At 49.1% G+C, this 19038-nt stretch carries 21 protein-coding genes; 18 read left to right on the top strand and 3 right to left on the bottom strand.

Annotated features, from left to right (window positions below; genetic code table 11):
• Positions 1–62 precede the first annotated feature (62 nt).
• The 14 genes from NZ043_RS03245 (at position 63) to NZ043_RS03180 (ending at position 11731) form a co-directional block, all read left to right on the top strand.
• Positions 63–350, top strand: a complete 288-nt coding sequence (locus tag NZ043_RS03245; RefSeq protein WP_017692509.1) for a hypothetical protein — start codon at positions 63–65, stop codon at positions 348–350.
• A 23-nt stretch (positions 351–373) separates the two neighbouring features.
• Positions 374–715 (top strand): hypothetical protein, encoded by a 342-nt coding sequence (locus NZ043_RS03240; RefSeq protein WP_017692510.1) that lies wholly within the window; start codon positions 374–376, stop codon positions 713–715.
• Positions 712–1011: a hypothetical protein gene (locus NZ043_RS03235; RefSeq protein ID WP_017692511.1), complete on the top strand. Its 300-nt coding sequence runs from the start codon at positions 712–714 to the stop codon at positions 1009–1011. Before NZ043_RS03240 ends, NZ043_RS03235 begins: the two co-directional genes overlap by 4 nt.
• Before the next feature lies 1 nt (position 1012).
• Positions 1013–1354: a hypothetical protein gene (locus NZ043_RS03230; protein ID WP_338588423.1), complete on the top strand. Its 342-nt coding sequence runs from the start codon at positions 1013–1015 to the stop codon at positions 1352–1354.
• A gap of 252 nt (positions 1355–1606) precedes the next feature.
• Positions 1607–2701: a glycosyltransferase gene (locus NZ043_RS03225; protein WP_091020899.1), complete on the top strand. Its 1095-nt coding sequence runs from the start codon at positions 1607–1609 to the stop codon at positions 2699–2701.
• A 60-nt stretch (positions 2702–2761) separates the two neighbouring features.
• Positions 2762–3901, top strand: a complete 1140-nt coding sequence (locus tag NZ043_RS03220) for a glycosyltransferase (RefSeq protein WP_091020900.1) — start codon at positions 2762–2764, stop codon at positions 3899–3901.
• A 66-nt stretch (positions 3902–3967) separates the two neighbouring features.
• Complete coding sequence (locus NZ043_RS03215; RefSeq protein WP_133387075.1) at positions 3968–5593, top strand: glycosyltransferase family 4 protein; 1626 nt, start codon at positions 3968–3970, stop codon at positions 5591–5593.
• A 14-nt stretch (positions 5594–5607) separates the two neighbouring features.
• Positions 5608–6699: a UDP-N-acetylglucosamine 2-epimerase (non-hydrolyzing) gene (gene wecB / locus NZ043_RS03210; RefSeq protein ID WP_339310630.1), complete on the top strand. Its 1092-nt coding sequence runs from the start codon at positions 5608–5610 to the stop codon at positions 6697–6699.
• Positions 6692–7678: a polysaccharide biosynthesis protein gene (locus NZ043_RS03205; protein ID WP_017692517.1), complete on the top strand. Its 987-nt coding sequence runs from the start codon at positions 6692–6694 to the stop codon at positions 7676–7678. The genes wecB and NZ043_RS03205 overlap by 8 nt, the downstream gene beginning before the upstream one ends.
• Positions 7675–8502 carry an SDR family oxidoreductase gene (locus tag NZ043_RS03200; RefSeq protein ID WP_036605842.1) on the top strand — a complete coding sequence of 276 codons (828 nt, stop codon included), beginning with the start codon at positions 7675–7677 and terminating at the stop codon, positions 8500–8502. Before NZ043_RS03205 ends, NZ043_RS03200 begins: the two co-directional genes overlap by 4 nt.
• Complete coding sequence (locus NZ043_RS03195) at positions 8484–9425, top strand: NAD-dependent epimerase/dehydratase family protein (protein ID WP_339310628.1); 942 nt, start codon at positions 8484–8486, stop codon at positions 9423–9425. The genes NZ043_RS03200 and NZ043_RS03195 overlap by 19 nt, the downstream gene beginning before the upstream one ends.
• Positions 9422–10138, top strand: coding sequence for a glycosyltransferase (locus NZ043_RS03190; protein ID WP_133387077.1), 717 nt, complete (start codon positions 9422–9424; stop codon positions 10136–10138). The genes NZ043_RS03195 and NZ043_RS03190 overlap by 4 nt, the downstream gene beginning before the upstream one ends.
• Positions 10139–10234: 96 nt before the next feature.
• Positions 10235–10951: a glycosyltransferase gene (locus NZ043_RS03185; RefSeq protein ID WP_133387078.1), complete on the top strand. Its 717-nt coding sequence runs from the start codon at positions 10235–10237 to the stop codon at positions 10949–10951.
• A gap of 249 nt (positions 10952–11200) precedes the next feature.
• Entirely contained in the window at positions 11201–11731 is a 531-nt protein-coding gene (locus NZ043_RS03180; protein ID WP_339310625.1) for a GNAT family protein, read from the top strand.
• 144 nt (positions 11732–11875) lie between these two features.
• Here the strand turns inward: NZ043_RS03180 and NZ043_RS03175 are convergent, their stop codons facing one another.
• Both NZ043_RS03175 and NZ043_RS03170 read right to left on the bottom strand, forming a co-directional pair.
• Positions 11876–12046, bottom strand: a complete 171-nt coding sequence (locus NZ043_RS03175; RefSeq protein WP_167483784.1) for a hypothetical protein — start codon at positions 12044–12046, stop codon at positions 11876–11878.
• Positions 12043–13281 carry a glycosyltransferase family 4 protein gene (locus NZ043_RS03170; RefSeq protein WP_339310622.1) on the bottom strand — a complete coding sequence of 413 codons (1239 nt, stop codon included), beginning with the start codon at positions 13279–13281 and terminating at the stop codon, positions 12043–12045. The genes NZ043_RS03175 and NZ043_RS03170 overlap by 4 nt, the downstream gene beginning before the upstream one ends.
• Positions 13282–13467: 186 nt before the next feature.
• Here NZ043_RS03170 and NZ043_RS03165 point away from each other — a divergent pair, with 186 nt between their 5' ends.
• The gene (locus NZ043_RS03165) at positions 13468–13827 is read left to right on the top strand and encodes a hypothetical protein (RefSeq protein WP_091037706.1); all 360 of its coding nucleotides are present in this window, start codon (positions 13468–13470) and stop codon (positions 13825–13827) included.
• A 218-nt stretch (positions 13828–14045) separates the two neighbouring features.
• Complete coding sequence (locus NZ043_RS03160; RefSeq protein WP_240768305.1) at positions 14046–15575, top strand: DHA2 family efflux MFS transporter permease subunit; 1530 nt, start codon at positions 14046–14048, stop codon at positions 15573–15575.
• Positions 15576–15640: 65 nt separating this feature from the next.
• Here NZ043_RS03160 and NZ043_RS03155 read toward each other — a convergent pair whose 3' ends face one another.
• The gene (locus NZ043_RS03155; RefSeq protein ID WP_339310618.1) at positions 15641–16714 is read right to left on the bottom strand and encodes a glycosyltransferase family 4 protein; all 1074 of its coding nucleotides are present in this window, start codon (positions 16712–16714) and stop codon (positions 15641–15643) included.
• A gap of 474 nt (positions 16715–17188) precedes the next feature.
• On the opposite strand from NZ043_RS03155, the gene NZ043_RS03150 reads away from it, so the two are divergent.
• Positions 17189–18322 (top strand): ATP-binding cassette domain-containing protein, encoded by a 1134-nt coding sequence (locus NZ043_RS03150; RefSeq protein WP_091037700.1) that lies wholly within the window; start codon positions 17189–17191, stop codon positions 18320–18322.
• On the top strand, positions 18319–19035 hold the full coding sequence (locus tag NZ043_RS03145) for an ABC transporter permease subunit (RefSeq protein ID WP_017692528.1): 717 nt from the start codon (positions 18319–18321) through the stop codon (positions 19033–19035). The genes NZ043_RS03150 and NZ043_RS03145 overlap by 4 nt, the downstream gene beginning before the upstream one ends.
• The last annotated feature ends 3 nt before the right edge of the window (positions 19036–19038 follow it).

Raw genomic sequence — 19038 nt, 5'->3', positions numbered from 1 at the left:
AAATGCTGATAGGCCGGGTTTTTCTATGGGTGAAGCAGGCCGTGACGGTAAGGAGGAGGACCATGCAGAGCAAAATCGATGAAATCATCACACATATTGCACACTCTCACCAGCAGATCGCACGTGTGCTGGATGCCAAACGCCAAGTCGCTGTACGCATGTCTGAAATCATCAATCATTTGCCAGATATCGAACCGGAGTTGGATGGCGTTGACGGTCTGCTGGATAGCTCTGGGCAAATCAACAAAAGCATTATCTCTTACTTGGGGGGCCTTGCAGATCTGGAAGAGGCTGTAGCCGAAACGCTGACCCAAGTCATGCGGGAGATCGCGGTTCAAGAAGAAGAATAAGCCCGGAAGGCGGGTGAAGGAACATGAGTAGAGAACAGAGCCTCATTCTGATGCTGGACGCAGCAGCCAAAATGCAGTGGAATATTGCCCTGATTCTGGAGGCAAAAGCGATTGAGGCCGAGAAGGTACGGAACTGGACGCTGAATCATTTGAATGGGGATACCTTTCTGACGCATGGGGATCAGGTAGGCGAGCCGCTTAAAATGCATGATCAGCTAGTGGAATTGCTGGAAGGATTAACCCGGATGGAGACCGGACTGTGCAACAATCTCAAAGCGGTGATGGTGCAGAACGATAGCGAAGATGGCGGCGGTATGGACGGTGGCATGTTTGGCGGCATGGATCTGGGAGACATGGGAAAATGAGTCTGATGCGGCGTGAGCAGGAAGCCAAACTGGCGCTCATTGAATCCATTGCACACAGTCAGCAGGCGCTGGCACGCATTCTGGACAGTGTAGCCAGTGTAACCGCTCATTCGGAAGTATCCGCCCGCAGTCTGGCCGAGAACATTCGTTTGCTGAGTCGCTATCAGGCAGAAATGTCTCGTATGGTTACGGGAATCAGGCTGGCCCGAATCCAGCATGGGGAGCCTGGCTTGCCGTGGCTCAAAGACCCCGGGTGTGCAATTCGTATCGTTCGGGACATACAGGAGGAATGTTGACATGTTAAAGAAGAAGAAAATACGACTGAGAACCAAAAGAGCTTTGTTAATCCGTGGAGCCCGTCTGCGCAAAATTCGCAAACTGCGTGCGCTCAGAGCCAAACGTGTTCTTCACAAACGCCCACTTAAAGGACGCAGTGCGTGGCTCAAAAAAAAGAAACGTGCGGTACGGCGGCACCGGAGTCCAAAGCCCGTACAACCAGTCGCCCCGGCTACCCCTACCGATCCGAACCCGGACGGTGCGTACAGCCAAGGATACAACGAGGCGTACAACGAGGGATTCAACGCGGGTTTCGCCAAGGGATTCGAGGACGGACATCAGCTGGCGTACAAAGCACAGTAACCGAGTAGACAGGATTATTTCTGCATGGAATGATACCTGTATAACAGTTAGCCCGGGGGGACAGATTCCTCCGGGCTATTTGCATCGCCGCAAAAGCGGACATGCCCGTACAGGCGGATGTGGAGGGCAAGCGCCAATTTTGCGCCTTGCAGGACACCCGTCCATGATGCATCTGACCCCGAGGCATATCCTTTAGAGGGAAGACCAATCTCGGGGAGAGTCTGGAAGTGAGATCTCCTGAAGGAAGACAGGGTGAAGAATGTGGCAAAACGAAAGCACCGTCCGCTGACCGAAGCGGAAACGGCTTACCGCGGCGGATATGCAGAAGGCCGCAGATTTGGCGGCTGTCAAGCCATGATGGAGCGGGTGCAGATGTTTGAACCGACCCTGCGGGATATGAAAGTGTTATATATCCCGCAAGGATTCGATGCCATCGATGAAGGTGTCACCTTGGCTCTGCAGCAATCTGTACGTGAATGCGTTGTTGGATCGCCAGCAGCGATGTTGCAGGAAGCCAGTCAGCATCGGCCCGATGTTGTGCTCGTCATGAATGGTCTGCATGTATTTCCCGCAGATCATGTGGAGCAGGTGAATGGCATACGTGCACTCGGTATCCGAACTGCCGTGTGGTTTGTGGATGATCCGTATTTCACCGAAGATACAACGTCCCTTTGCCAGCACTATGATGTCGTGTTCACGCATGAAGAGGCCGCGGTGCCCTTCTATCTGGCACATGGAGCGAACCAGGTCATCTATATGCCACTCGCGGTGAATCCAGGCATGTTTCAACCGCGGCGCGCGGCACCGCAGCATCAACACGACATTTGTTTTATCGGTACCGGATTCTGGAACCGGATTGCTTTGTTCGACGAGCTGGCCCCTTTTCTTGCGGACAAAAAGGTATTCATTGCGGGTAGCCAGTGGAATCGGTTGGCACGCTTTGATGTACTAGGCCGTTTCATCCACGAAGGATGGATTGCTCCTGGAGAGACAGTGGATTATTACAATGGCGCCAAGATTGTCATTAACATTCACCGTACTTGCGAGAATGGGGAAGACAATCGCAACACACATCATCTTGAAGGTCACTCGATTAATCCACGCACGTATGAGATCAGCGCCTGCGGCACAATGCAGATTACGGATGCACGTGCAGATTTACCCCGTTATTATAAGCCGGGATATGACATCGAGACGTTCACCAACGCAGCAGAACTTCAGCGCAAGATCCACTATTATCTGAAGCATGAAGAAGAACGACAGGCGATGGCGTGGCGGGGACTTCTCACCACGATGAACCAGCACACATTCACTCGCCGCATCGGTCAGTTGCTGGAACATTTGTAATCCCCGTCTGAAGTGCAGCACCAACGAGAACCCTATCCCAAAAAATAAAGGAGTGGCGGTATGTCTCTCAAACACCGTAAAACCAAAAAGGTTCATGCACCCGTACTGAGCCTGGCTGATCAAGCACGCAAAAATGGGCAACATGCCGGATATGACGCAGGTAAGGAAGAAGGATATCTGCGCGGTCGCGCCAACTATATTGTGAATTGTGCACAGGAACCGTTGCCTTTCCGACAGCTTCACGTGCTGTATGTATCCTCGGGTAAAGGTTTCCCTTACTCCCCGTTGGATGAGGCCATTATGGCCACGCTACAGGGTATGGTAGCTCAAGTAACCCTCTCTGATCCGCGTCAACCGGTTTCTGAAATTGCGCTGCAGACGCGTCCTGATCTTGTGCTTGTGCTGGATGGAATGGATATCCCCATCGAGCATATCGATGCGATTCGCCAAGCGGGCATTCAGACGGCGATCTGGCTCACGGATGACCCGTACTATACAGATATGACGCTGGATATTGTGACACATTTTGACCATGTCTTCACGTTGGAACTGAACTGTATCGATCTATATCGACAAATCGGCTGCGCGTCAGTTCACTACCTCCCTTTTGCCGCATTCACTAATCATTACTTTCCGATTACAACTCCTTCCCCGTTAAAACGGGATGTCAGCTTTATCGGCTCGGCCTATTGGAACCGGGTATACTTCTTCAATCCGATCATGCCTCAGTTGATGTCACACAACACGGTATTTAACGGAATCTGGTGGGACCGTCTGCCTGACTATACTGCCTATGGCGAGAAGATTGAACTCGGGCGCTGGATGAGTCCGCCGGAGACCAATGATGTGTACAATGGCACCAAAATTGTCATCAACCTGCACCGGTCCCACGAAGATGATTCCGTCAATAATAATCACCTCAAAATCCCTCCAGCCTCACCGAACCCGAGAACGTTTGAAATTGCCGCGTCCACGACGCTGCAGCTGACCGACGCCCGGGATGACATTGCGCGTTTCTACAAACCGGGTGTGGAGATTGAGACATATTCCTCGCCACAGGAGTTACTCGACAAAGTGGAATATTATCTTACTCATGAAAAGGAACGCCGTGAGATTGCACTTCGTGGACTCGAACGTACACTGAAAGACCACACGTATGGCAAAAGAATTAATGAAATGTTAACTATCATATTCCCTTAATTCTGGCCGGGAGGAGGTGTGCACAGTACCCTGTATCGGATACCCGTGTACAGGGTCCGTGCGGCCATGGCAACGAAACCAAAGATGATGTTATTTTCACATGTGTGTAATACTCGCAGCATTACAGGCGCCGAGAAGCTGCTGCTTCATTTTATGAGAGAGATCGGTGCAATCTTTGAATGTGTGCTCGTAGTCCCTCAGGAGGGGAAGCTTGCGGGGCTTGCGCGGAGATTCGGCATTCAGGTCAAAATATGCACTCTGCCGATGCTTCACGGTGTGTACACACCTTACCTGGGCATTGCAGATGATGCGGAGCATCTTCGCCATACACCAGCGTATCAGGAAGCGGTCTCCCTCATACGGGAGACTGCTCCCGATATGGTGTTAACGAACACCTGCGTTAATGTGATGCCGGCTGTAGCGGCAAAGTCCCTTCAGATTCCGGTCATCTGGAAGATTACCGAGATCATTCATACGAATGAACATACAACCGAGGCGATCCAGATGATTGGGCGTTACGCGGATTGGATTATCGGTATATCCGAGACAGCGGTAGCCCCATTTCAAGAAGCCGGCATGGGTGACAAAGTGACCATCATTTCCCCAACTTGGGAACCCGCGCTACCCGCACCGGACCGCTGGGTTCATCTGCGTGAACGCAAGCGTAAGGAGCTCGGTTTCAAATCATCCCAGACCTGTATCGGTTATATTTCTTCATTTATATATGATGCCAAAGGGTTGAAACCTTTTGTGGATATGGCCTTGAGGATCTGTGAAACGCATTCGCGCTGTCGCTTCTGGATCATCGGGGCACCATCGGATAAAAAGTATTACGACGAGTGTGTATCACGGGTGAGAAAATCCGGGTATTCACGCCGGTTTACCTTCACCACATTTGAAGAGAACGTATCTCTGGCGTATACCGCGATGGATATCCTGGTCATCCCAAGCATGGTCAAGGAAGGATTTGGCATGACCGCACTGGAGGGGCTCTATTTTGCCAAACCGGTCATCGCTTTTGCCCAGGGTGGACTGAAGGAATTAATGGAATCCGTAGGCAGTGATACATTTTTGGCCCCGCCGGGCGATACCGAAGCGCTTGTCACTTTGGCAACAACCTTGCTGAATGATGCAGAGCTGGCCTCAAATACGGGGTGGCGCAATCGGACAGAAGCGGAAAGGCTCTACGGCGTTGAAACCTACCGAACGAAACTGCATACGATGGTGACACAGTGGTTATTGCGTTTTCCCGGATGGTTTGCTTATATCCAACCTCCGAATGGACCTGTGTATACCCATGGGGAGGGAGGACTGCGCACTGTACTGGTTCTGGAGCCGACTACGGTGCGGGCACTGTTATTCCCACTGACCGTCATACAGGCGTTGCCACATTCCTCATTACCTCCAATCGCATTGGGGCACGATGCTCCTGTTGCCTCAGGTACTGGCCCAGCTGCAAAGCCGATTCAACAGAGGGGCAAAACGCGGAAACGTCGTCGCAAGCCACTTGCACCTCATTCTCGCCGAGACCGTGAGGGGCTGAAACGTACTTCCGGAACTGGCAGACGTAAGGGGAGAACCCGTACAACGAAGGGACCGCGTCCACATATGGGGAAATCGGCTAGTCGCAGACGCAAATCTGCCAAGGCAGGACGTAGCCGAGCAGGGCGCAAGGGTTCCAATACAAGATGAAGGCAGGGATTACGATGAAGATCATGACGGTGCTGGGTACGAGACCTGAGATCATACGGCTCAGCCTGATCATTTCCAAGCTGGACCAGTACGCGTCCAAACATATTCTGGTGCACACGGGACAGAACTTCACGGAAAGTCTCAGCGGTCTCTTTTTCAAGGAAATGGGCCTGCGCGCACCGGATTACGTTCTTCAGGATGAAGCGGCCTCTCTGGGACGACAGCTATCCTCGATGTTTACGCAGATGGAAGATCTGATACTGCAGGAGAAGCCCGATAAATTGCTGCTGCTTGGCGATACCAATAGCGCATTATGTGCAATATTGGCTGAGCGCATGGGTGTTCCTGTTATTCATATGGAAGCAGGCAATCGTTGCTTCGACCTGGATGTGCCTGAAGAGAAAAATCGTAAGGTTATTGATGCCATCTCCACCGTTAATATGCCTTACACGGAACAGAGCAAGAAACATTTGGTCAGCGAAGGGGTACCAAGCAGGCGCATCGTGCTAACGGGCAATCCCATCTATGAAGTCATGCAGCACTACGACGCGCAAGTAAGTTCGAGCAAAATACTCAAAAAGCTCAAGCTGAAATCCGGGCAATACTTCCTGGTTACTGCCCATCGAGCCGAGAATGTGGATCATGCCCCTCATTTGCTGGAGATTATGAAAGGACTGAACCAGGTCGCTGAGGAACACGGGTTGCGTGTGATCTGCAGTATTCATCCGCGTACCGCGATCCGGATTGCGGAGCATCTGCAACTGGAGATGAACCCACTGGTGGAGTTTCACGAGCCGTTTGGATTCTTCGACTTTGTAATGCTTGAACGTCATGCACGCTGTGCACTTACGGATAGCGGTACCGTGCAGGAGGAGTGTTGCATTATGGGCGTGCCGACCGTAACGATGCGTCGAACTACCGAGCGGCCGGAAACGGTCGATTGCGGCAGCAATGTCGTCTCCGGTCTGGATGCCGCGCGCATCGCTGATTGCGTGAAAGTCATGACAAAGATGTCTAGCGACTGGGATTGCCCGCAAGGTTACAAAGCCACAGATGTATCCAGTAAAGTGGTTAAATTTCTGCTTGGAGGGAAAATGCATGTTTGAAAATAAGCGTATACTCGTGACTGGCGGTACGGGATCATGGGGTTATGAACTTGTGGCTCAACTACTGCCCCAGCAGCCCAAAGAAATTATTGTATATTCCCGGAATGAGTCCAGCCAAGTGGCTATGAGTCGTGAATTTGAAGACCCGCGTCTTCATTTCCGGATTGGAGATATTCGTGACAAGGACGCCTTGACGGCGGCTTGCCAGCATGTGGACTATGTATTTCATCTGGCAGCGCTCAAGCATGTTCCGGTGTGTGAAGACCAACCGTACGAAGCACTCAAAACCAATGTGATTGGTACACAGAACGTAATTGAGGCTGCTATTGAGAACAAGGTGGAAAAAGTAATCTATATCTCGACTGACAAGGCTGCCAATCCGTCCAACTTCTATGGCATGACAAAAGCGATCGGCGAGAAATTAATTGTATATGCAAACTTGTTACACAGCGATACCAAGTTTGTTACGGTACGGGGTGGGAATGTACTGGGAACAAACGGAAGTGTGGTACATCTGTTCAAGAATCAGATCCGCCAGAAAGGGCAGGTCTCCATCACGGATATGAGTATGACTCGATTCTTTCTTACGCTGAAGGATGCAATTACCTTGCTGTTCAAAGCTTCGGTGGAAAGTGTCGGCGGAGAGATCTTTGTCATGACGATGCCTACCTGCAAAATCGTTGATCTTGCGGAAGTGCTGATTGAGGATTCCGGTGTGGAGAATGTGAGCATTGTGGAACGTGGCATTCGTCCTGGGGAGAAAATCCATGAAATATTGATGAGTGAATTCGAGAGCATGACCACCGTTGTCTACGATGAGCAGTACCTGGTTATTCTCCCTACCCTGGGTATACCGGGTCTGCGTGAACATTATACCAATTGTCCCCCGGTCTCCTTTAACAGTTTTAGTTCTGAACACCAACTCATGACCAAAGAGGAGATTCGTGAAATTCTGAAACGCGGAGGATTCTTGTCATGAAACTGCTGATACTTGGTGGAAACGGAATGGCCGGCCATATTTTGGTCGACTATTTCCGCCGTCAAGGTGTACACAGCGTCTTCTACACATCTCGGGATGTAACGGACCCCAATGGTCTGCTCCTGGATGTGAACGACAGCTTCATGGTTGATCGGTTGGTAGAAGCTGTGCACCCGGATGTGATTATTAATGCTGTAGGTGTGTTGAACAACTTCGCAGATGAGGACAAAATTACTGCATATCATATTAACGGTTTCCTGCCACATCGTCTGCGGCGGGTTGCAGATACGATTGGTGCACGCTTAATTCATATCAGCACGGACTGTGTGTTCAGCGGAGAACGGGGAGCATACCGGGAAGATGATGTTACGGATGGGACTTCAGCATACGCCATCACCAAAGCCCTAGGCGAAGTTCAGGATGAAGGTCATCTGACGATCCGTACGTCCATCATTGGACCCGAGATTCGCCAGGGCGGCATTGGTCTGATGCAATGGTTTATGTCCAGCACAGGTGAAGTCGGGGGGTATACCCGCGTATTCTGGAACGGTGTGACCACACTTGAGCTGGCCAAATGGGTAGACCATTACCTGGCCTCATCGGTTAGTGGTCTGATCCACCTAGCTCATCCGGCACCTGTCAGCAAGCATGACCTGCTTGTATTGTTCAAGCAGACCTGGGATAAGCAGGATGTGACGATTGTGCGTGATGACAGTGTAGTGCAGGACCGTACGCTGGTGTCCACTCGCGAGGATGTGAAGACAGACCTGCCGGATTATTCTACAATGCTGAAGGAGTTGGCATTATGGATGGAGCAGAGCTGAGAGGCAAGAACGTACTGATTACAGGCGCCTCCGGTTTTACCGGGCGACATGCCGTATCTTATTTTCGGGAAGCGGGTGCAGTGGTTGCAGCGGTAGTCCGGAGGCCGGATGTGTATTCATTTGGTAAAGGTGCACAAGTCCATGTCTGTGATCTGAACGATAAACAGCAAGTACGTCATCTGATCGGCGAGGTGCAGCCCGACTATGTGCTGCATCTCGCTGGCAAAAATTCAGTGCCTGATTCGTGGTCTGATCCGCTACTGGTCCTGGAGACCAATGTGATGGCCGTGCTGTATTTGCTGGATGCGCTTCGTAGTTGTCCGACAGCACGAACCGTTATTGTAGGATCGCGGTTAAAATATACGCCGGAACCTGGCCGGATTCCCCGGCCTCCGCATCCATACAGCCTCAGTAAAGCGCTGGAAGAGATGGTGTCGTTGTCGTGGATGTCGCTCTTTGGACAACAGATCATGCTGGCGGAGCCAGGCAATCTGATTGGTGCGGGTCCTTCCACAGGCATCTGTTCCCTGCTTGCACGCCATGTTGTTGCCTGTGAGCAGACGGGCAAAACCGAGGCATTCCGTCTGTCCGGACGGGACAATACCCGTGACTTTCTGGATGTGCGGGATGCCGTCAGAGCATATGCGACCCTCCTGGTACACGGGTCCAGCGGTACAGTATACCCGGTGGTGTCTGGAGTCGAGCGCAGTCTTGGTGAAATTGCAGATCTGCTGTTGTCCATGACAGAAGCGGAAGTCCCTGTTCGCTGGGATGGGGCATCTTCTGGTCCGGATGGTTCGGGAAAACAGGAGGAATTATCACTGCTGTGCAAGCTTGGCTGGCAGCCGATGATTCCATTTGCCACATCGTTACAGGATATCCTGAGTGATGTTCGTGTCCAGCAAGGGAGGACGACAAGTTGAATCCGAGAGTATCCATTGTCATTCCATTTTACAACTGCCCTTATGTGCCTCAGGCAATTCAAAGTGCGCTGAACCAGACGTATCCCGATGTGGAGATCGTTGTTGTGAATGACGGTTCAACCCGGCATGCAGAGTTGCTTCAACCCTATCTTCCTTATATTAATGTGCTTGGCAAAAGCAATGGCGGGACGGCTTCGGCACTTAATCATGGCATTCGTCATGCCTCTGGTGATTATGTAGCCTGGCTCAGTTCGGATGATTATCTGTACCCGGATAAAATTCGGCATCAGCTGGAGTTTATGCAACGTGAGAATGTGCTCGTCTCCCATACGAACTTTCATTATATCAATGAACATTCCGCAGTGACCAAGTTAAACGGAGGACCTGCACCGATGGCCGATCTGGATTGGCTGCGAGTGTTCGTTAACAGCAATCCAGTCAACGGTTGTACTGTCATGATCCGCAAGGATCTGTTCAGCGGAGTGGGATTGTTTGATGAGCTTCTGCCCTACACCCATGATCTGGATCTCTGGATGCGGATTTTGCTGAACGGTCATCGGTTTCCGTACCTGAACGAGTCACTTACCGCATATCGTTGGCATGGTGGAATGGGATCGGTACGTCATGCGGATGTCATCGGCAGAGAGGCATCCATGGTATGGTCCAGATATCGGGAACCGCTGTTGCAGCGAATAGCGACGCTTGGCGGGTAGCGTAGGGAGGGCAGTTATGAAAGCCAAAAGATGGCTGATTAACGCCCTCTTTGCGCAGCATTTTACCTAAGACAGTAAGAGGAGGGGAAGGCCCGAATGGAGCCAAAAGTATCGATCGTCATTCCTTTTTACAATTGTGCTTATATCGAGCAGGCTGTTCACAGTGCCATTCACCAGACGTATCAACATATTGAAGTCATCGTGGTGGATGATGGGTCAACCGAGCACGTGGAGAAGCTACAACCATTCATGGATTCCATCCGCTATATTCACAAAGAAAACGGTGGAACCGCGACAGCATTAAATGAGGGCATCAAACATGCAACAGGGGATTACTTTGTCTGGCTCAGCTCGGATGATGTGATGCTGCTGGATCGGGTGGAGAAACAACTGAAGTTTATGCGAGAGGTCAAGGCTTCATTCTGCCATGGTGCCTACCATTATGTGAATGAGAAGAGTGAATGGTTGGATACGGTGCATCCGGAAGTGGGAAGTCGTCTGGAGATGTTGCAGGTACTGCTGGAAGGTTGTCCGATCAACGGCTGTACTGTCATGTTAGAGATGGAAGCATTTGAGCGGTTTGGACTGTTCGATACTGATTTTCGCTACACCCATGACTATGAGATGTGGATGAGGCTGTTTCCAATGTATGAGCTGTTCTACTACAATGAACCTCTGATGTGTTACCGATTGCATGAGTCGATGGGTACCAAACGTCACTTCAAGGCACTGGTTGCCGAGATGGAAAAAGTTCAAGAGAAGCATAGACCTATTTTACTCAATTTGCTTCAGGTTGGCGGGTATTGGAAGTAGATGGATTTGGCAATGATGGCTGAGTGGATTAGTTTTTAAAATGGTAGGAGAGCACCCTTATGAAGCACTTTTAATGTGCTATAAGTGGGGAGCTCTTTTTTTGTTCCATGGACGATCCGTGGATAGAAATGTAGATGGGTTGCTGAAGTCTCTGTATAATGAAATGATTCATACACGGAAGGGACTGGACTATGCGCAGATATCAATATCTTAAACCGAATCATTAATAAACTAATGGAGGTAAAAGAATTGATTACAGAGTTACACACAGAACGGTTATATTTGCGAAAAATGAACGTATCGGATTCGGCCAGCTTGTTTAAGATTTGGTCTGATCCGGATGTTACTAGATTCATGAATATCAGTCATTTTACGGATGAGAATCAAGCTATAGCGATGATTAATCTTCTGAATGATCTTTCTCAGGATAACAAGGCTATTCGGTTCTCCATCATTGCGCAAGAGTCCAACGAAATCATAGGTTCATGTGGTTATAATTCGCTGGATTTTGACAATCTTAAAGCAGAAATTGGGTATGATATTGCCAGATCACACTGGGGAAAAGGATATGCTACGGAAGCGATCTCTTCTTTATTAGCTCACGCCTTCTCGACTATGAAGCTGAATCGAATTGAAGCAAAGGTTGACCCCCATAATGTGAATTCAATCAAGCTATTACAAAAGCTAAATTTCACATATGAAGGCACTCTCAGAGCATACGAGAGGGTAGGCGAAACGTTCAGTGATCTGAATATGTATTCCAAGTTGGCGACAGATTAATAAGATCTGTAATAGCGTGTTCTCGGTCCATTAGAATACATTTGAAGCGAGCAAGGGGTGTCCTCAGTCATTCATATGACAGATGGGACACCCCTTGTTTGATATTTCGGCATGTTATATAAAGACGGCATATCATTGGACAACTCAATCTTTTGAATTCATGATCGCCATGGATGCAGGATCGGGAAATACATATCCTTTAGGCAGCTTTTTCATCAATTCATTCATTACAGCGTAATCCACGTCGATGTGAGGTGTGGAAACTGGAGTCGAAAACCAGCGGTTGTACAGATCACTCGGTACAAGTAACGTCATATCGTATGTCCTCCTCTGTAGATGGCTTCTTGGTAGACTTGAAATGTACGCAATCCCATCACTTCCAGTGAACGGTGTTGTTCAGCCCAGGCTTTCGCCGCCGCACCCACTGTTCTCCGGGTAACATTATCCTCAAGTAGTGCATCCAACAGTTCACGGAGCGAGTCGACATCCTGCGGAGGAACAACCCATCCCGTACGTCCAGGTTCAACCATCTCGGGCATGCCGGCTGTGCCACTGACGATAACAGGTACACCCGCAAGTTGCGCTTCGGTAACGGAGAACGGCTGGGTGTCCTGCAGGCTGGGCTGGACATAGATATCTGCATGGCGCAGGAAGGAAGGAATATTGTCCAACTTGCCCCAGAACACAACATCCGCTCCAATACCCGTTGACGCGGCCTGTGCTCGCAATTCATCGGTTAGATTGCCTTCACCTGCGATCCAGCAGACCCAATCAGAACGTTTATTTTTCAGACTGGCTAAGGCCTTGATTAACACATGAACACCCTTGATGTATTCAAGTCGTCCGGTAAAGGCAATGACTTTCTTGCCCGCAGGTGGTCGCTGGCGGAACTTCACAGCTGCTGAGGCACGGTAGGCTGGGAGATCTACAGCATAGGGAATCTGTCTGAACTTTGATTCAGGAACGGCAAGTTCTGTAAGCGTACTCTTGATCCAGTGGCTTGACACGAGAATGAGCTCGGACTGTGCTGCACTTCTCTCTTCCAATGAGAGAAAATAACGTCCACGCTTGGATTGCAAATATGAAGGGAGAGTAAGCTGTGGGTTGGAATTTTGAGCATCGTAAAAGGCTTCGCGTGCAAGAGCGCCATGATAGCTTGTAACCAGTGGGATATTGCGGTTCAAAATGCGTTTTATGGCTACGGCAGCTACCGGATCTTGCGCATGAATAACGTCATAGTGGTCCACTCCCAGATAAGCGGCCGCCATCTCGAAGGCATATCTATTCAGTTCATAATAAGCGAGAAGAGGATCGGCAGTGAATTGTGGCAGATCAGTCGGATTGAGTTTGGCTTGCAGCATGGGCCACACCTTATCCTTGGAGAAAGCGCGATTCAGATTACGAACATATACTTCGTTATTGGCACCATTTGTGCCCATGATATCAACCTCTACACCAAGCGCCATCAGCCTGTCGGCCAGTTGTTTAACATATGTCCATATGCCTCCCATATGTGTAAGCTCCCAATACGTAACGAGCAGAACTTTCATAGCTACCTCCTTGTCACGACCTGCACCGGCCGAGCTTCTATCCTTTTATTCTATGAAAAAAGAGGACCGGAAGGTCGGGCATTTCCGTGTAATTGGTCGAAAATGGGTGAATGCAAATGGCAATGGACGAGAGGAAGCATATCCTATGTACAGGAAGGTTCATGTGCTCCGAAGGAGGGATCTACAGTGGCGGTATATTTACTTGAGATTCATGAGAATCTGTTACAGACATTTGTTCCCGTCAAGTACATGGATGTGGAGTTGGCCTATGTGGGCGGCGAGGAAGGGACGGATGTATTTGTTGGTGGAGCCAGTATTCACGGAGAACTGTACCGACACCTGTTTCACCTAACGGCATATTCGGGGGGAGCGGGCGGTAATCAGGTCATTCATAATCTGGATGTGTCATCCGAGCCTCATGAACTGAGGATCATCAGCAACAGCTCTTCACCGAAGCATCTGGTTATTCGAATATATTGCAGAAGTATTCACGGTCAGACATTGGGCATACTGTCAGAATATCAGATGATGAAGCTTGCAGATTGATATGGACATCATTGCATAGTCATGATTAACCAACGTGTGGAGCAGGGAAGGTGCCTGTTCCATTTTTTTGTGGTGGATCCATAATAGAAATGCCTGAAAAAATAGCTTGACAGCAAAGGTATTTTCATTAGAATTAGATCAGTATTAAACGAAAGTTTAAAACGACGATTTAAAACGATAGTTTGAAATTAGTCGTCAATATAGGCTGAGTGAGACGCATGGATAAGCCTGCGATCTCCTGGCTGGAAAAGAGTGTGGAGAACGTGAAAGAACAAACAGCAGTATCCCAGGAGCCCGCAGAGTTTTCAATCAAAACGATTATACTGCCACTCCTGGCTATTATCGTCGGTATGATCATGGTTATTCTGGACAGCACGGTGGTGAATGTAGCCATTCCGAATCTCGTTCAATATTTCGAGACGGATCTTAAAACCATCCAATGGACGGTTACGGGTTATACCCTGGCTTTGTCTGCGGTTATTCCACTGGCAGGCTGGTTAACAGACCGCTTTGGTGCCAAAAGAGTATTTCTGTTCACGATTGCCATGTTTACCTTGGGTTCTGTATTATGCTCGATTGCCCAATCACCTGAGCAATTAATCATTTACCGTGTCATTCAGGGCCTTGGTGGAGGCATGGTTGCTCCTATTGGTATGGCAATGGTCTTTCGTCTGGCTCCTCCTGAGCGAAGAGGTTCCATCATGGGGATGCTGGGAATTCCGATGCTGCTTGCCCCTGCATTGGGTCCGGTCTTGTCCGGGTGGTTTATTGAATCACTGAGCTGGCACTGGATCTTCCTGATTAACTTGCCCATTGGTATTGCAGCTTTCATTCTATGTATCAAGTTTTTGCCGGATACAGATCGTGGACGCACACCTGCACTGGATCTGCTCGGCATGATTCTGGCGCCAATTGCGTTCTCGATGCTGGCTTACGGTGTGAGTGAGGGTGGAACGAGCTGGACGTCTGCAACAACTTTGACGGGTGTCATTGTGGGTGGTGTAGCGCTCATTATGTTCATTATTGTGGAGCTTCGTCATCAAAATCCATTGCTCGAACTCCGGGTATTCAAATCATCTGATTTCTCACGGGGAATTATTCTCGCATGGGTGTCACAAGTGGCGCTGTTCGGTGCGATGATCCTGATCCCGCTTTATTTGCAGCAGATCAAAGGATACACTGCACTGGAAACAGGATTGATTCTACTGCCACAGGCGTTGGCTTCCGGAGTGGGTATGCCTCTTGGTGGTCGGTTGTTTGATAAAATCGGTGCTAGACCTCTGGCCTTTGTGGGTCTGGGTATTATTTCGGGAGCATTGTTTATTCTGTCCTCCATTACGGCAGAGACAGGTCTTGGCCTGATTATAACAGCTCTGGTTATGATGGGTCTGGGTATGGGCCTGTCCATGATGCCACTCAATACGCATGTATTAAATGCTGCACCGCGTAAGTTGGTTGGACGGGTGACACCGCTCACGGCGGCTGCACAGCAAGTGGTCGTGTCCTTTGCGGTTGCAGGGCTTACAGGCTTCCTTACTTCAAGAATCGCAGACAATACAACGAGTACAGAGCCGACCGCTATCGTTCATGGTTTGGTGGCTGGTTTCAATGATACGTTTTTCCTGGCCGCTTGTATTGCATTGTTCGGATGTTTGCTCAGTCTGATTCTGCGCAAACCTAAACCGATGCAGGAAGAAGAACTTCAAAATGGCGACAAGCCTGATCCCGCGATGATGATGGGACACTAAGACTCTATAAAAACCATACTAAGGCAGTTCAGAGAAATTTTGCTGAACTGCCTTTTTTGTTATGCTCAATGGAAAATTCGCAGTGCTGTCATCATTTCACGGAAAGAAATGGCATATCGATCTGGTGAAAAAGACAAGCTCATATGCTGTCTGCCCTGAATGCGAATATACTCACGCAGTTTCTTGTTATTCATCAGGTCCCTTGCTTCGGCTACAGCGGCCTCTACATTTCCAATTGGATAAAACTTACCAGTCTTATTATGTGTGATAAATGAACGCACACCATCCGAATCCGTGCTGAGCACCGGGCAGCCACAACTGATGGCTTCAGCGACGGCATAACCGAATCCTTCAAGCAGGGAAGTGGATAACATGATGCCCCCTGAAGCGGCAATCATGGAATAGTATGCAGGCATCTGAGAATGAGGAACATTGATAAAAATGCCAATCCGATCCTCAAGCCCGTATTCTGCCAGCATGTGCCGGAACATGACTTCATCTTCTGGATTAGCCAAAGTTGGATCGTGGAATAACCATAGTCTGGCTTCTGGATTTTTTTTGACGATTTTACTCGATATGATTAAATATTCACGCCAGTTTTTGTTGTGTTCAAGTCGTCCTACCCAAGCCAGCACCGGATAGGGTGGGGTATCCACCAAAATTGGTGCGAAGGTGTCAGTATCCAGCATATTGGGAATAACAAACCGATGAAGCCAAGGACAGATATGAATGAACATATCCAGCAGGTGGTCTGTGGGAGGTATAACGGCAGCATCACAATGAGCTTGGAGGTAAGGGACACCCATCTGTATCGTTTCCAGAGCCTGATCGCGTGTTCCGAGTCCCTGCGCTTCAAAAATAATACGTCCCGTATAACCAAGTCCTCTCAAGCGGCCGGGCATAGCGATGTCTGAAGTGGCAATGATGGCATCATAATGATGAGTATGAATGATATGATGGATATCCTCGTCACTGGACGCGGTGAAAATGGGCGTATCACTGTTGTTCTGCAATCCCGAGCCTGTGTTGAGATACAATAGGTGCGCTTCAATGCCATGACGTTTCAGAACAGCGGTGCGCAGTCGATTTAACGTATCCACGCCACCGCTTGGAATATAAAACGTGAATAATACTTTCACACGATTCACCCTCTGACTTTTGGTCAGGAGCACATTCTCCTGTACTCTATGTTACGTTGGCTCTAAGTGCAGGGTGTGGGTGTTAACCGGATTGTTCACATTTTTGACAAAAATTTTTAAGCTGTCTTTTAAGTGTCATTAAGCTGAGGCTAGGATAGCTCACGTAAGATACAAGGAACTTCCCGTGTCTATCATCTATTACATAAGTTCAACATAACATTTACACGATAAACGGAGAGGCAGAAATAACTTGAAGAAGCGAAGCGTTCGCCTAAAAGCTTTCTGAAAAGAAAGCTACATCGGAAGCATACGCTATCCCCGGATTTTTCCTTCTGATGAAGGAATCAAAAAAATATGGGGATAACAGTGATCGGAAGGTTATTCTGCCATCGGAGTGCAAGTGTAAATATTTTCAGTTGAATTTATATAACGAACGATGGTACACGGGTATTTTAACGGGAAAGGATGAATGATGTGCTCGAAGTGAAACAGGTCAGCAAAGTTTACGAAGGGCAACGCGGCGTACATCAACTGGATTTCACCATGGAACGTGGTGAGATTGTTGGCTTTCTCGGGCCCAATGGTGCCGGAAAAACAACAACGATGCGTATGATTACGGGTTATGTGCATCCAACCGCGGGTTCCATCATGGTGGATGGGGTATCGGTGCATGAGCAGGGTCAGCGTGTTCGTTCCAAGATTGGGTATCTGCCTGAAACTCCGCCACTGTATCCCGATATGACGGTGCAGTCCTATCTTAAATTCGTAGCCAATTTACGAGATGTCCCGGCACGTGAGGTTAAGCTGCGGGTCAGTGAGATGGTTAGCAGACTGGGGCTTCAGGGTCGGGAAAGGCAAATGGTACGTGGGTTATCCAAAGGATACAAACAACGCCTTGGGCTGGCAGGAGCCATTATTCACAAGCCGGATCTGCTGGTTCTGGATGAGCCAACATCGGGCCTTGATCCAAACCAGATTATCGAGATCAGAGATCTGATTCGAGAACTGGGGGAGAACCATACAGTGCTGCTCAGTACGCATATTTTGCCTGAAGTGAGCACGCTCTGTAATCGAATGTTGATCATCAATCAGGGACAACTCGTGCTGGATGGTTCACCTCAGCATTTCGGATCAGCAATGGGGGATCAGTTCAAGGTGTCGATTGAAGTGAAGGCCACTACGGAGCAATTACATAATGTGCTGACCCCATGGGAGAAGGTGCAGAGTGAAGTCATTCAAACATCGGATGCGAATACCGCCAAAGATACTTCACTTAATTCAGATTCAGCGAATACGGTTAAAATGCTGCTTACTGGAGAAAACTCGGAAGATTTCCGGGAGGAGCTGTTCTACCTTTTGTCAGGTGCAGGATTACCGATACTGGAGATGAAGAAGGAGAACCTAAGTCTGGAGCAAATCTTCCTGAAGCTGACCACAACCGAGGCCACAGACACAGACGCAAATTCGGCAGATGTGGATAAGGTTGCTGGGGCAGAGATGGATCAGGATGTAACTTCGGACATCGACTCGTCGAGTATATCGGGAACAACAGTTAGTACAGCAGCCGATGCTTCGCCCCATTCTCGCAAAGGGGAGGACTCCAAATGAGACGAATGATGGCGGTATGCAATAAAGAGCTGCAAGCTTATTTTCTGTCACCCACGTCCTATTTTGCTTTTGCCGTATATGTACTGATGACCAGTCTGCTGTTCTATTCAAGCTTTGTATATTACCAGCCGAGCATTGTCGATTATCGTCTCGTGTTGGGCGATACGTTGTCCATGCTGCTGTTTGTTGTGCCCTTGTTAACGATGCGACTCGTTGCAGAGGAATTCAGACAGGGAACGGATGAATTGTTGCTGACTTCTCCGGCACGAGTAACAGAAATTATTTTTGGTAAATATCTTGCTTCTCTGGCCATTCTGGTTGTGCTCATCCTGTGCAGTCTGGTGTACCCTTTCATCATGTCATTTTATGGGACATTGGATATGACGACGGTATGGATGTCTGCGCTGGGGTTATTTTTCCTGGGCGGAAGCATGATGGCGATTGGACTATTCGCTTCCACCTTATCCCAGCATCAGATGGTGTCTGCGGTGGCGGGTTTTATTATCTTGCTCGTTTTGTGGATGCTTGATTCATTCGCAGGCAATACGGGATCTGCTTTGCAACAGTGGCTGGACCCGTTTGCACTGACTAACCGGTTCGACAGCTTCATGAAAGGCGTACTTAGTGGACCGGATATCTTGTATTATGTCACCCTTTCGGGTGTGTTTCTGCTGTTAAGCATTCAAATTGTGGAACGGAAGCGGTGGAGGTGAGAA

It is taken from the genome of Paenibacillus sp. FSL k6-2145 (assembly GCF_037976585.1).
GTDB lineage: Bacteria > Bacillota > Bacilli > Paenibacillales > Paenibacillaceae > Paenibacillus.
The sequence above is the reverse complement of the archived record's forward strand: the minus strand, read 5'-3'. Positions and strand labels throughout refer to the sequence as shown.

Bases quoted from the DNA above. Each gene is read 5' to 3' on its own strand.
- NZ043_RS03195 (WP_339310628.1), top strand. From the start codon at position 8,484: ATGGATGGAGCAGAGCTGAGAGGCAAGAACGTACTGATTACAGGCGCC.
- NZ043_RS03240 (WP_017692510.1), top strand. From the start codon at position 374: ATGAGTAGAGAACAGAGCCTCATTCTGATGCTGGACGCAGCAGCCAAA.
- NZ043_RS03220 (WP_091020900.1), top strand. From the start codon at position 2,762: ATGTCTCTCAAACACCGTAAAACCAAAAAGGTTCATGCACCCGTACTG.
- NZ043_RS03215 (WP_133387075.1), top strand. From the start codon at position 3,968: ATGGCAACGAAACCAAAGATGATGTTATTTTCACATGTGTGTAATACT.
- NZ043_RS03160 (WP_240768305.1), top strand. From the start codon at position 14,046: ATGGATAAGCCTGCGATCTCCTGGCTGGAAAAGAGTGTGGAGAACGTG.
- NZ043_RS03185 (WP_133387078.1), top strand. From the start codon at position 10,235: ATGGAGCCAAAAGTATCGATCGTCATTCCTTTTTACAATTGTGCTTAT.
- NZ043_RS03230 (WP_338588423.1), top strand. From the start codon at position 1,013: ATGTTAAAGAAGAAGAAAATACGACTGAGAACCAAAAGAGCTTTGTTA.
- wecB (WP_339310630.1), top strand. From the start codon at position 5,608: ATGAAGATCATGACGGTGCTGGGTACGAGACCTGAGATCATACGGCTC.
- NZ043_RS03245 (WP_017692509.1), top strand. From the start codon at position 63: ATGCAGAGCAAAATCGATGAAATCATCACACATATTGCACACTCTCAC.
- NZ043_RS03200 (WP_036605842.1), top strand. From the start codon at position 7,675: ATGAAACTGCTGATACTTGGTGGAAACGGAATGGCCGGCCATATTTTG.
- NZ043_RS03170 (WP_339310622.1), bottom strand. From the start codon at position 13,281: ATGAAAGTTCTGCTCGTTACGTATTGGGAGCTTACACATATGGGAGGC.
- NZ043_RS03205 (WP_017692517.1), top strand. From the start codon at position 6,692: ATGTTTGAAAATAAGCGTATACTCGTGACTGGCGGTACGGGATCATGG.
- NZ043_RS03175 (WP_167483784.1), bottom strand. From the start codon at position 12,046: ATGACGTTACTTGTACCGAGTGATCTGTACAACCGCTGGTTTTCGACT.
- NZ043_RS03145 (WP_017692528.1), top strand. From the start codon at position 18,319: ATGAGACGAATGATGGCGGTATGCAATAAAGAGCTGCAAGCTTATTTT.
- NZ043_RS03235 (WP_017692511.1), top strand. From the start codon at position 712: ATGAGTCTGATGCGGCGTGAGCAGGAAGCCAAACTGGCGCTCATTGAA.